General features: G+C 35.3%; 13 protein-coding genes. 4 read left to right on the forward strand and 9 right to left on the reverse strand.

Annotated features, from left to right (window positions below):
- Positions 1-57: 57 nt before the first annotated feature.
- Entirely contained in the window at positions 58-879 is an 822-nt protein-coding gene (locus tag EG339_RS21620; protein ID WP_228459059.1) for a patatin-like phospholipase family protein, read from the reverse strand.
- A 148-nt stretch (positions 880-1,027) separates the two neighbouring features.
- Between EG339_RS21620 and EG339_RS21625 the strand changes: the two genes are divergently transcribed.
- Both EG339_RS21625 and EG339_RS21630 read left to right on the forward strand, forming a co-directional pair.
- A complete protein-coding gene (locus EG339_RS21625) occupies positions 1,028-1,606 on the forward strand; it encodes a TetR/AcrR family transcriptional regulator (protein ID WP_123872032.1) in 579 nt (192 codons plus the stop codon).
- 43 nt (positions 1,607-1,649) lie between these two features.
- Positions 1,650-2,606, forward strand: coding sequence for a nuclear transport factor 2 family protein (locus EG339_RS21630; RefSeq protein ID WP_123872034.1), 957 nt, complete (start codon positions 1,650-1,652; stop codon positions 2,604-2,606).
- A 116-nt stretch (positions 2,607-2,722) separates the two neighbouring features.
- Here the strand turns inward: EG339_RS21630 and lpdA are convergent, their stop codons facing one another.
- Both lpdA and EG339_RS21640 read right to left on the reverse strand, forming a co-directional pair.
- On the reverse strand, positions 2,723-4,111 hold the full coding sequence (gene lpdA / locus EG339_RS21635) for a dihydrolipoyl dehydrogenase (protein WP_123872036.1): 1,389 nt from the start codon (positions 4,109-4,111) through the stop codon (positions 2,723-2,725).
- Between the two features lie 227 nt (positions 4,112-4,338).
- On the reverse strand, positions 4,339-4,602 hold the full coding sequence (locus tag EG339_RS21640; RefSeq protein WP_225718586.1) for a hypothetical protein: 264 nt from the start codon (positions 4,600-4,602) through the stop codon (positions 4,339-4,341).
- Positions 4,603-5,007: 405 nt separating this feature from the next.
- On the opposite strand from EG339_RS21640, the gene EG339_RS21645 reads away from it, so the two are divergent.
- Positions 5,008-5,889, forward strand: coding sequence for a hypothetical protein (locus tag EG339_RS21645; RefSeq protein WP_123872040.1), 882 nt, complete (start codon positions 5,008-5,010; stop codon positions 5,887-5,889).
- Between the two features lie 76 nt (positions 5,890-5,965).
- Here EG339_RS21645 and EG339_RS21650 read toward each other — a convergent pair whose 3' ends face one another.
- The 6 genes from EG339_RS21650 to EG339_RS21675 all read right to left on the reverse strand — a co-directional run bounded on the left by EG339_RS21650 (position 5,966) and on the right by EG339_RS21675 (position 11,904).
- On the reverse strand, positions 5,966-6,868 hold the full coding sequence (locus EG339_RS21650; protein ID WP_123872042.1) for a TIGR01777 family oxidoreductase: 903 nt from the start codon (positions 6,866-6,868) through the stop codon (positions 5,966-5,968).
- A 36-nt stretch (positions 6,869-6,904) separates the two neighbouring features.
- Positions 6,905-7,609 (reverse strand): YqjF family protein, encoded by a 705-nt coding sequence (locus tag EG339_RS21655; RefSeq protein ID WP_123872044.1) that lies wholly within the window; start codon positions 7,607-7,609, stop codon positions 6,905-6,907.
- A 46-nt stretch (positions 7,610-7,655) separates the two neighbouring features.
- Positions 7,656-8,150, reverse strand: coding sequence for an SRPBCC family protein (locus EG339_RS21660; RefSeq protein WP_123872045.1), 495 nt, complete (start codon positions 8,148-8,150; stop codon positions 7,656-7,658).
- Positions 8,151-8,376: 226 nt separating this feature from the next.
- Positions 8,377-8,880: a GbsR/MarR family transcriptional regulator gene (locus EG339_RS21665; protein WP_066692173.1), complete on the reverse strand. Its 504-nt coding sequence runs from the start codon at positions 8,878-8,880 to the stop codon at positions 8,377-8,379.
- A 246-nt stretch (positions 8,881-9,126) separates the two neighbouring features.
- Positions 9,127-11,373 (reverse strand): T9SS type A sorting domain-containing protein, encoded by a 2,247-nt coding sequence (locus EG339_RS21670; protein WP_123872047.1) that lies wholly within the window; start codon positions 11,371-11,373, stop codon positions 9,127-9,129.
- 12 nt (positions 11,374-11,385) lie between these two features.
- Positions 11,386-11,904, reverse strand: coding sequence for an RNA polymerase sigma factor (locus EG339_RS21675; RefSeq protein ID WP_123872049.1), 519 nt, complete (start codon positions 11,902-11,904; stop codon positions 11,386-11,388).
- A gap of 198 nt (positions 11,905-12,102) precedes the next feature.
- Between EG339_RS21675 and EG339_RS21680 the strand changes: the two genes are divergently transcribed.
- Entirely contained in the window at positions 12,103-13,305 is a 1,203-nt protein-coding gene (locus tag EG339_RS21680; RefSeq protein WP_123872051.1) for a C1 family peptidase, read from the forward strand.
- Positions 13,306-13,334: the final 29 nt, after the last annotated feature.

Here is a 13,334-nt window from a genome sequence, read left to right on the forward strand (position 1 = left end):
CGCTTAACAGCATCCTTCATCCTTATAATAAAAATCCTGTATTAATGCAGGATTTCTTTATGTTCCGGATTGTCTTAATTCTGTAAGAAAGCGGCTGTCTTCATAACTTTCTACAGCAGCTTTATATCCAATATCGAAAATCTGCTCCAAACGGTCTTTTCCTCGTTCAAAAGTTCCGTAAGTAGATAATTTTTGAGAAGAAATAAACCAGTCACAGTAATCAAATTTTATTTTCTCTATTCTATAGGAAAGAAGATCGTAAGAACGGGAAACAATGGCTTTAATAGAGTTCAGGTCTTTGATTTTAGCATCGTTGGGTGGTGAAACGAATACGCCGATAAGTTTATCACAGTCATCTCTGATAATATCTGCCGGAAAGTTGTTCAGTACTCCCCCATCACAATACATCTCATCACCAATAATATAAGGTGTGGTAATTCCAGGAATGGAACACGAAGCAATAATAGCATCCACAACTTCAAAATCTTTATCAAAAATTTTCTGAGTTCCGGTAACCAGCTCTGTTGCCACAATCTTCACTTCAATATCCAGATCTGCCAGTTTCATGTCATGAAAAATAGGTTTAAGATAATTTCTGAAGATAACTGAAGAAACCAATCCCGGCTGGTTGAATGCAAAATGCTTCCAGTTAAAAAAATAAACGGAATTAAAGAATTCCATAATTTCTTCAGGAGTTTTTCCTATGGCATGAAGGCATCCTACAATAGACCCTGCACTACAGCAGGAAAGAATATCTATTTTGATCTCTTTTTCCTTCAAGAATTTCAATACTCCTGCATGAGCGATACCTTTGGTACCGCCACCTGACAAAACAAGTCCTACTTTCTCAAAATTCATAGAATAAATGTAAGGAATCATGGTGATATATTATGATTAATTTTTATAAATATGATTATTTTAACAGAAAGCGCTCTTAAAAAATCTAATTCTAACGTAAATGCTTCGAAAAATTTAAATAAAAACAGATTTAATTTGGAACGATTGGTTTAAATTGTATATTTGCACTATGCCAAGGAATAAAGAATTCGACTATACCGAAAAGCTGGAAGCAGCCCGCAATTTATTTTGGGAAAAAGGTTATTATGCAACTTCTATGCATGATATTGTTGATGCTATGAAGCTGAACAGGAGCAGCATTTATGATACCTATGGCAACAAACACGACTTATTTTTAAAATGTTTAAAAGACTATACTGCTTTTAAGGAAAACCAGTATTTAAGAGCATCAATTGTTCAGAATAAAGCAATAAAAGCCCTCGAATTTATTATCCATGAGGTAGTTGAGCAGACTTTAACAGATAATAAAGCATGCCTTGCTGTGAAAACTATTTTTGAAGTTGTTCCCACAGACCCGGAAGCCAAACAGCTTATTCTGAAAAGCGGTGCATCTTTACAGGCTATTTTAGAAAAAACAATTCTACAGGCTCAGGCAGATGGAGATATCAAAAATAAAACTTCATCAACAATTATTGCCCGCTACATCCTGTCTTCTTTCAGCAGTTTCTGGAGCCATTACAATTTAACTCAGAATAAAAAGGAAGTGATGGAAATGGTCGATTTTTTAATTGAACAAATCCGGAAATAATTTTTTTATCCCATTTTGGAACGATCGGTTTAGAATAAAACAAATGAAAAACAAAATTATAATAATTACAGCTCTATTAGTATTAATGGGAATTCCAGATATTAAAGCTCAACAAACAACAACGACAAAACAACAGAATACTATGAACAATACAGACTTAGCAGCTCTCCGAAAAAGTAAAGTGAAAACTTATTTTAAAAAGGTGGATGACGGACAATTTGATGAGGAATATTTCAATCTCTATACAGACAATGTAGAGCTATATTATCCTAAATTCGGATTTGAAAAAGGAAAAGAAGGGATCAGAAATTTTGGAAAAACCATTGGCGGTCATTTGCAAGACCTTACTCATGATATTGATGGTTTCAACTATATAATTTCGGATAATACAATTGTAGTAGAAGGAACAGAAAAAGGAATTACACGATCCGGGAAAAAATGGCCGGATAATAGAATTTCTCTTGGTAAATTCTGTAACGTTTTTGAATTTGAAGGAGAATTCATTAAACGTGTACACATCTATGTAGATCCCGATTTTACTTCTGAAGATATAGAGAGGGTAAGGATTTTCAATAATCCGTTTCGCGATACACAGAAGAGGACAGCGCCATCAACAAAGGAAGTTTTAGAGGAACTTTATGCTATTCAATCCGGAAAAAAGGAAGGGAATATTTTAGATTTGTTTGCTGAAAATGTAGATTGGGATTTACCGGGTAATAAAGAAAAATTCCCATGGACAGGTAAAAGACAGACAAAGAAAGAAATAGAAGATTTTTTTAAAGAGTTGTACTCTAATATCAAATCAGAAAAGTTCGATATCGATTTCATAGCTATTAATGGCGAAAATGCTACCGTTACCGGACATCTGTCTTCTAAAATCCTTGCTTACAATAAAGTGTTTAGTACTGAGTTTGTGGTAATTTTTAAAGTAATAGACGGCAAGATCGTAAAATACCATTTTCTGGAAGACAGCTATAAACTGAATGAGGAAATGCAATAAAGTAATCCTCATCAATAAATAATAGGAAGCTTTGATAATAAAAGTGATGTTTTATGTTAATAACAAACAAGCCCGGAAAATCCGGGCTTATAGTTATATTATTTCTGTATTTCAGATTAAATGTGGATCACTTCTCCGTAAGCTGCTGCTGCTGCTTCCATGATTGCTTCAGAAACAGTTGGGTGCGGATGGATAGATTTGATGATCTCGTGACCTGTAGTTTCTAGTTTTCTGGCAACTACTGCTTCAGCAACCATATCAGTTACTCCTTCACCAATCATGTGGCATCCTAACCACTCCCCATATTTAGCATCAAAGATTACTTTGATAAATCCGTCTGTATTTCCGTTTGCAGTAGCTTTACCGCTTGCAGAAAGAGGGAATTTACCAACTTTGATTTCGTAACCTTTTTCTTTAGCCTGCTTTTCAGTAAGACCTACAGAAGCTACTTCAGGGTGACAGTAAGTACATCCAGGGATATTGCCATAGTCAATTTTCTCAACGTGCATTCCTTTGATTTTCTCAACACAAGTGATTCCTTCAGCAGAAGCAACGTGAGCTAATGCCTGAGTTGGGATAATATCACCAATTGCATAGTAGCCAGGTACAGAAGTTTCATACCATTCGTTTACTAAAACTCTTCCTTTATCTGTCTGGATTCCTACTTCTTCTAAACCGATGTTTTCAATATTAGCAGCAATACCTACAGCAGATAATAGGATATCAGCTTCAAGTGTAATGTTTCCGTTAGCTGTTTTCACGTTAGCTTTTACTCCTTCTCCTGTAGTGTCTACACTTTCTACAGAAGCGTTAGTCATGATTTCGATTCCTGATTTTTTCAGAGATTTCTCCAAGTGTTTAGAGATTTCTTCATCTTCTACAGGTACGATGTTTGGCATAAATTCAACAATGGTTACTTTAGTTCCCATTGTGTTATAGAAATCAGCAAATTCTACCCCGATAGCTCCGGAACCTACAACGATCATAGATTTTGGCTGCTCAGGAAGAGATAATGCCTGTCTGTATCCGATTACTTTTTTACCATCCTGCGGTAAGTTAGGTAATTCTCTTGAACGGGCTCCTGTAGCGATGATAATGTGGTTAGCAGTATACTCAGCTACTTTACCGTCTTTATCTGTTACGGAAACTTTTTTACCTTTCTGTACTTTTGCAGTACCAAGAATTACGTCAATCTTGTTCTTTTTCATCAAGAACTCGATTCCTTTGCTCATTTTGCTGGCAACACCACGGCTTCTCTGAATCACGTTCGGGAATTCAAAGCTTGCTTCTACTTTATTTAATCCGTAGTCTTCAGCATGGTTGATATAATGAAAAACCTGAGCAGATTTCAATAAAGCTTTGGTTGGAATACATCCCCAGTTAAGGCAGATTCCTCCTAAGTTTTCTTTCTCGATAATTGCGGTTTTGAAACCCAATTGTGCTGCTCTGATCGCAGTAACATATCCACCAGGACCACTTCCAATGACAATAATATCGTAATTCATTACTTTAAAAATTTTTATGCGAATTTAAGGAAAAATATTGGATGTTTCATGTTTCTGCAGATTGATCTTAAAATCCACCAATAAGCCTTTTTTATTTAAAATTACACAAAAAAAGAGAACACAAAAAGCATTCTCTTTCAATAAAAATTATTTTAAAATACAAACTTCGTAAAATTCATTGGATAAAATTTTACCTGTAAAATTTTAATAAGTGCAAGAAATCCTCATTATTTTACTTGTCTAAGCAATCGCTTTTCAGTCTGATATCTTTTATTCAAAGCTTTCATCTGATCTCTTTTCATTTGTTTGGTTGCGAGCGGATGATTCAGGATCAGCTTCTTTTCGGTGTTGTATTTTTTATCCAGTTCCTGCATCTTAAGATTGATTAATTCATTTTTCGAGGGATGTGGAGGAGCTGGCGGGTGCTTCTGTGCAAAAGTACTCATGGATAAACCAAATAATAAAAGGGTTGAAATCAATAACTTTTTCATAATGCTCATATTTTAAGAATGAATTCAATATTTATTAAAATTCATTCCGGTTTATCCTGTAAACCTACATATATCATACCAATATGTATTTGTAAACACAGCATACCCACTTTAGTGGAACACAAATACTTTAATTACAAATATTCTAAATAAATTAATAAATATTAGCATTTCATCAATAAAGAAAGGATCAAACTGCTACTATTGCGTAATAATTATTTTTATATTAAGAGAACACAGTCATCATAAAATAAAACAGTTATACATCAAAAAAACAGACTATTCTACAAAACTAAAATATCACAAATAAGAGATTTAAATTAAAATTAACTTAAAATCAATAAAAAAAACATATACAATAACTATTTTTATATATTTTTGTAAAAACATTTAAAAAAAGACAATATGAGAAAATATATTTCAATCTTCTTGTTTGGTGCTATAACCTTAAATGCTCAAGTAGGCATTAACACCACGACTCCCAACAGTACACTTGCCGTAAACGGTTCATTAAGGGCCGGCTACACTGAGGTCACAGCTACCACTTATAATATTCTTGCTACTGATCATTACATCACTTATAACGGAACTGCCGACGCCACATTCACCCTTCCTGTCATCGGAACCGGAACAGCGAGTTTTACCGGAAGAATTTATAAGATTAAAAACATTTCCGCCAACGCAATTACGCTACAGGCGTCCAGTGGAAATACTTTAAGAATTGACAATACCCCTGTTGCTTCTTTTGTGATTCCTACAGGAGCATATGCTGAAGTGGTTAATAACAGTAATACTTCCGCAGGAACCTGGGATTTATCTTTTACAGTTCTTCCTAAGCCTAGCAATGTGGAGATTTATGGTACCCAGCTTACGATCCCTCCTCATGCGCTTGGAACCTCGGCTATTGCAGACTGGACCAATCACGCCAATACAGGATATGATTCAGGTTCTGCGACTGACAGATGGTGGATAATAAGTAAAACATCTGTGGACAGGGCCCATACGGCTTCCTATTCCAACACCAGCAGAATGACCCTTGTGTATGAGTATCAGGGCACTCCTTTTAATGTTACCAATATGTATCCTATTCTTACTGCAGGAAATAATTCAAGTTTTCCGGATGTGTTTACAGCATCATTTGTAAGCCTCGCTAATAATGGCACAGGCGGCAAAACAAGGCTTACCATCTCTGTAGCCCGTGTAGATTTCATTGGTACTAACGGTACTAATAACAGTAACTGGGCGGGTACATTCCTGTTGAATGTACTGCTGGCAAGAAAGTATTAGACATTTTTAATTCATTATATTTTTAAAAGAGTGGAAGTGATTTCTGCTCTTTTATTTTTAAGTACGTTTTCAAGGATCAGGAATCCTTAATAAGCTGAAGAACGGCTTCATCAAAAGTGGGATATGAAAATTGGAATCCGCTTTCAATGAGCTTTTCAGGATACACATTACGGCTCTTCAGCAATAATTCGGTTTCTGTTTTCAGAAATATGGAAGCTATCTCCAACTGCCATATCGGAGCATTCAGTCCAAAGGGAGCTTTGAACTGTTTTCTTAGTTTTTTCATCATGATTTCGTTAGATAACGGAATTGGTGCTGTTATATTAATGGTACCATGTAGGTTCTTATTTTGGATAATCCAATCTACTGCCCTGCAGAAATCTTCAATATGAATCCAGCTTACCATCTGATTTCCTCTTCCCTGCTTCCCTCCCAGTCCTAGTCTGGTTATCATTTTCAGTTTGGGAAATGCTCCACCGTTATTTCCCAATACAATGGAAGTACGGAGTGCAATTTTTCTTATTTCCTGATTTTGAATTCTAAAAAATTCTTCTTCCCAGCTTTTACAGATATTCATTGAAAAATCATCTCCAATAATTCCGTTTTCCTCTGTATTCAATTGTTTTTCAGAATGAATGTAAATGGTTGCAGAACTTGCATTCAACCACACTTTTGGTGGGACAATACAACTATCAACCGCTTTTTGCAATATTTTGGTACTGTCAATTCTTGATGTATAAATTTCTGTTTTATTTTTTTCATGGTAACGGCAATCAACAGATTTCCCTGTAAGATTGATAAGCACATCAGTATGCTCAAGACTGTTTTTCCATTCACCTATTGTTCCAGCATCCCAATAGATCTCATTTTTACGTTTGGGATTACGGGTCAGAATATAAACCTGATCGCCTTTTTCTGTAAAATATTTTTCTAAATTCTGGCCTAGAAATCCGGTTCCGGCAGCGATAATTATTTTCATTTTAATAAGGTTTATGGTTAGAAAATCCTGGTTATATTAAATAAGATATTTTTTAGTTTTTACTTTAATTTCCGAACCTTCAGCCAACATTACCGAAATGGGCTGCTGATGGTTAAGGCACTCAAAGTCGCGCCCATAAATCTTTTGAAAATCAATTTCCAGCTGATATTCTTTTATCCGGTAGCAATCCCATTTGGGGTGACAGACTTCATATTCTGAGGTTTTATTTTCTTTTTTAGTGAAACCATAGTAATGTTCTGTAATGAATTCAAATTCTGAATCGGCTTCCATAGGCTGTTTCTTATTTTCTGCAGTGATCTGAATGGAATGCCAGTTCTTGTCCTTCCATGAATATTGAATCAATAATTCTTTTTCCTGATGGCGAATTATATTTTTCATCGGCATGGTATGATAATTTTCTTTATAAACAGAATTGGCAACAAAGCTTAAAGCCTGCTTCGGAACAATCTCTTTAATAAAAACCACTCCTCTCTTCCATATTCCGTTTTCATTTTTCTTTACATAAAACCTGAGGTTCACTTCTTCAAAATTGCGATGGAAGGGAATAGGTAAGCCCAATAATTTTGTATTCAGAAACATAAACCCAACCAGGCTGACATAACATTTACCTTTATAAAAATCAAGCTCAGTGCCTTTTGGAAGATATTGTGATAACAGCTCCGGATTGATTTCGTAATTGATGATGGCTAATTTCCGCCATTCTGCTTTTAAAAAATTCATGATTTGGAATGTTTAATGTGTAAAAAAATAGAATTTTATCCTATTCTCAGATTAAGTTGGCTCTTCGTACCTGGGTTGTTATGGAATCTGTTGTTAATTCTGCAGTTGCCTTTATGAGCTGATTTCTTTCTAACAGGAAATTTCTGAGATAGTTTTTAAGGAATATCCTGTTAACTATTTTTCCTATTATTCCTAATGGGGATTCAAAATCAAAGATGTCAATCATCAGCGTTTTTCCATCTGTCCTTTTAAAAATATGCCGGTGATGCAATGATTTGAAGGCTCCTTTCTGCATTTCATCAGTAAACTGATTGGGCTTATCCATGCTAATAATTTTTGTGGTGAGGGTTTGATACACTCCCAAATGTTTTGCTCTCCAGGTTACGGTTTCGTTTTCTTCAATTAAACCGGATGTACGCCCTGCAATTGCTTTTTCATGAGTTTTTGAGGTTGACTGCTGATGCAGATCTATACTTCTTGCCAAATCAAAAACGGTGTGGATATCAGCATTAACCTGGGTTTCTAAATAAATTCTAGACATTGATTTATAGTTTTAAATGGTAGTTAGAATAATGACAGGCAGGGTTGTTTCTGTTTTAAAGGTTAAGAAAATCTCCCCGGGTTCGCTTGTTCTTTGATCGGAACGTAATGTACATCCAGATCTTAAAGATGAGTGTTTTCATTTCTAAAAATATTTAAAATATTGTATTTTCAGTAATTTTTGAAAATAAAATTGAAATAAAAAAGGATTGTAGTCCTTTTCTATTTTATTTCAGCAGGTTGGTGATCTTTCCTACCAGCCAGTGATCATCACTCTTTATTGCCAGATCCATAATGTTATTGATTTTTCCTGTTACAGAGCTGAAATCATCCATTAGTTTGATAAATTCTTTTGCTTCTTCCGAATCATTATCATCAATATTCCTCAATTCTTCAAGAAAAGAAATTACCGGTTCAATCTCTCTTTTCCTACGTTCTTTGGTAATTTGCTTGAAAAGATACCATACATCTTTTTCTGCTACGAAATACTCTTTACGGTCACCTTTTATAAATTCTTTTCTTACGATACCCCAATCGATAAGGGCACGGAGGTTCATATTGGCATTCCCTCTGGAAATTTCCAGCTGCTCCATCACCTCATCTGTAGATAATGGCTTGCCACTCGCCAAAAGTAAAGCATGCACCTGTGCCATTGTACGGTTAATTCCCCAATTGGTCGCAAAGGTTCCCCAGGTCTGAATATATTTTTCTTTGGCTTCTGAAAGTTGCATTTTATATCTTTTAAATTTCTGATACAAATATAATTATATTTTTTGAATTTTCAGTAATTTTTGAAAATTAAATTAATCTTTTTGCCCGTTTATAATTCAATTATAGGTCTGCTTGCTCTAAATAACCATATGATAGACAAAGGTATCATGGTAAGACAATAAAACCACATGAGAAAGTTTTTAAAAAGATTTACTAGGATTAGAGATAAAGAAACCGTTCCATCATCATGAAACGGTTTTTCCAAATTAATTTTTAATGACCTTAAATGTCTCCCAGTTATTATTGGCTCGCACGCGAACCCAGTAGATACCTTGAGGATAAGAAGTCATATCAATTGTGTTTTTACCTTCTTCCAAATTTTCTTTCCGCATAATTATTTTCCCGGCCAGATCATAGATGTACAACTCTTCAATTTTAAAGGTTGTTCTTATTTTAATCATTCCTTTCGTTGGATTGGGAAAGATCACTGTTTTTGTATCAGCCTGCCGGGTTATTTCGGTTTCCATTTTTTTATTGATATTCTCGTTGGAGATACCACTTGTACATTCAGGAAGTGTAGCTCTCTGGAGAATGAGCCTTAGCAGGAGACTGTTCAGTTTCTCAACTTCATAAGAATCTATAGTAGGTTTAATATGATTATTTCCTATTCCGCTATCATTGGTAAGGAATGTATAGGTTCCGTTGGTAAGCAATGCAAAAGTCCTCATGAGATATTCTGTTTCCTTATTGGTATCACTAGCTGCCAATGGAATGATGGTTATGCCTTTTTGAGCTGCCTCTTTTATTTTATCATATAGTTTCCGGATATTTTCTTCAGAGTGATGGGGAGGAGCATCCAGGATCAGAAACATAATTTTAGTGGAATTTCCCGGACTCCATTTCAATTCATCAATGGAAACCTGTAATGCCTCTACTACTGCTTCAGGGGTATCTCCTCCTCCGGCTGCCCTCTGCTGTCTGATAAACTGGATTAAATCTTCAGCTTTATTAGAAAAATCAAATTTTCTGGTGATATATTCATCATCTTTATCCCTGTAAAATACGGAACCATATCTTATTTCAGGGTTATTTAGATTCATTTCTACTTTTCTGAGAACGTCTAGCAGTTCAGACTGCAGATAAGTGATTTCATCTCCCATAGATCCTGTGGCATCTACTACAAAAGCAAGGTCCAGCTTTCTTTTGTTCACACATGGCCTGTCTAGGACAATAAGGTTCTGACCATTTTTAAATTCATTAACCGTACTGCTGATGATCTGACCTGAAGTATCTGATAAATAGTATTTTCCAGAGTTTGAAATTTCTCCTTCCATTGGATGGATCCATAGTTCAGCATTTCCTAAATTATCTGAAACAGCTTCCCAAACCACGTTCTTTTTATCATCTAACAGCTTTATTCTTTCTCCGATTACAGGTTTTTTATTTCTATTAGTCAATTGAACGGAAATCCTTCTGTCTGGGTAAAATTTCCAGGTCCTTTTATACGCTTCAAGGCTTGGTGCAGCTATATCTTTCCAATATTCCCATTTAGAAAAATCATTTATTTCTCCAGCAGTGAGCTGTCCTGCTTTAGGGAGATCCTTTTCTTTTTCTATAGTTTTTTTCTCTACTTCTTTTATACTTTTTGAATACAATTCTTCCAGTTTTACCTTTTCAGCTCGTCGCAAATGTTTTGTTTTTACAACAATTACTCCATTTGCAGCCCTGCTTCCATATAATGCTGATGATTCTTCAGGTTTAAGAACTGTCACCTGTTTAATACGTTCAGGATTGATCTCCTTCAAACCATCAATTGTTGTAAGGATTCCGTTAACAACCACCAATGGCTGTTTAACACTTCCATTAACACTGCTCATTCCTCTTATTCGTATATCCGCATCTTTTCCAGACCTGGTTATTTCTAATCCCGGAACAGTTCCACTTATCATATCTGACACTGTACTTACACTTGATGCAGTAGTAGCAAGCTCTCTTTTAATACCATAACCAGTCATAACAACCTCGTCAATATTCTTAACTCCGTCAGAAGTTTCCATATGGCGTTCAATCGCAGGTGGTGATGAAGAAACCACCTGGCTAAGGTTAGGTTCTCTTAATGGTTCCGGAACAATATCATTATAAACTATTACCGTTTCTTCTACAATATGTTTCTTATTTTTTTCTTTCTGAATATTTTCTTTCGTTATGTGATCAATTGTAGCAATATGATTATTAACGGAAGGTTTTGGTGCCGATTTATGTTCTACTATTGCAGATTTTACAGATTCTGTCACTTCCTTTTTATTCAGGAAGTATAAAGCTCCCATTCCCATTATAAGACTTGCAGCAATCCCATAAGGAAGCCAGACTGGAATGATTTTCTTTTTATCTTTTTTCTCATCCAGTTTTTCTTCAACTTTTTTCCAAACTTTATCAAAACCAGGAAAAACAGTTGGTTCTTCTGAACGCTTGGAGGCTTCATTGAATTGTTGATCTATATGATTATTTTCCATTGTTGTAAAAGTTTAAATGTTTTGATTTACCAAAAGTTCCTGAAGTTTCTTTCTCGCAAAATTGAGCTGGGATTTCGAAGTTCCTTCACTAATAGAAAGCATGGAAGCGATTTCTTTATGCGGATATCCTTCAATGGCAAAAAGATTAAAAATAGCTCTGCAGCCTTCGGGAAGAAAGTTCAGTAGGCCCAAAATATCTTTTTCAAAAGAAATGTGTTCTGACGGTGCTTCTGAAAGCTCGTTTAGATGATCTTCCAGAGAAATAAACAGGTTTTTATCTTTTCTTAATTTCTGGAGACATTCATTCACCGTGATTTTTTTTGCCCACACCTCAAAAGTATCATGATTCTGAAGCTGGCCAATCTTTGTAAAGATCTTATAAAAGGCATCAGCTAATACTTCTTCTATATCTTCATCGTTTTTCAGATAACGTTTACAGACTGAGTAAAGCCTGCCCGCCATTTGCTCGTAAACTTTCCGCTGCGCTTTGCGATCGTTACACTGACATTCCAATAATAATTCTCGTTCCATAATCAGGAGTTATATTAATATAGATGCTGGAACTTTGGTTGGGGTTGGAAACATGATAAACTTTTTTAAAACAAAAGACTGAAAAAATGATCTTATTTGCTTTTACTTCTATAATATTTTAATTTCAAATTTAACTTTTCTGCCTGTAACAAATCTCTATTATTAACGACTATTAATACAAATAATCTTTTTATAGTAATGAAAAATGCGAAAATTGCATCATTACTTTTTGTTTTGTCTGCAGGAAGTATGATGTTTGCCCAAGATGACTTAATCAACAAATTAAAAAACAACCAATCACAAAATGCTAATTTTCAGTTTACAACGCTAAAAGACGTTGGTGCTACTTCTGTAAAGAACCAGGGTTCATCAGGAACTTGCTGGAGCTACTCAGGAAACTCTTTCCTGGAATCTGAAATGCAGAGAATGGGCAAAAAACCTGTAGATCTTGCTGAAATCTTTACAGCAAGAAACTCCTACCATGATAAAGCTAAGTTATATGTTTTAAATAACGGAGCTATCAGCTGGGGTGACGGCGGAGAACTTCACGATGTAATCAATATGTACAAAAAGTACGGAGCAGTTCCACAAGATGTTTATTCAGGGTTGAAACCTGGGCAGACAACCAACAACTTCAAGGAAATGCAAGGGAAATTAAAGCCGGTTCTTGACAGCCTTGTTCAGGCTTCTTCTAAAGGAAAGCTTACTGATAACTGGATGGATTCTGTAGATGGTATTCTTGATGAATACTTAGGTAAAGTCCCTGCTAACTTCACATACGAAGGAAAGAACTACACCCCAAAAACTTTTGCAAAGGAAGTTGTAGGAATTAACCCTGAGGATTATGTAGAATTATCTTCTTACAAAGATTATCCTTACTACCAGAAATTTGTAGTTCCGATTCCTGATAACTGGAGCCATGATTCTGACTGGAATGTACCTATGAAAGACCTTACTGCAATCATTGACAATGCAGTAACTAAAGGATATTCTGTAGGTTGGGCAACTGACGTTTCTGAGCCTTACTTCTCTTATAAAAACGGGGTAGCCTATGTTCCGGATATGGATTTAGATCAAATCAACGCTGAGAATAAGCAGACTTTATTTACAGAGCCTAAAAAGGATAAAACAATCACAGAGGACATGCGTCAAAAAGGCCTTAACAACCTTTCTACAACGGATGATCACGGTATGCATATCGTGGGATTGGCAAAAGACCAAACCGGTAAAGAATATTATATGGTGAAAAACTCCTGGGGAGTAACGAATGATTTCGCAGGATATCTGTATGTAACCAGACCATATGTTGAATACAAGTCTACTGCTATTCTGGTTCACAAGAATGCGATCCCAAAAAGTATCTTAAAACAGTTGAAACCAACAAAAAATATTGGTTTATAAGAAATCACTTCTGTCATTTTGATGTGGCA

The organism is Chryseobacterium bernardetii (assembly GCF_003815975.1).
In the GTDB taxonomy this organism is placed as follows: domain Bacteria; phylum Bacteroidota; class Bacteroidia; order Flavobacteriales; family Weeksellaceae; genus Chryseobacterium; species Chryseobacterium bernardetii.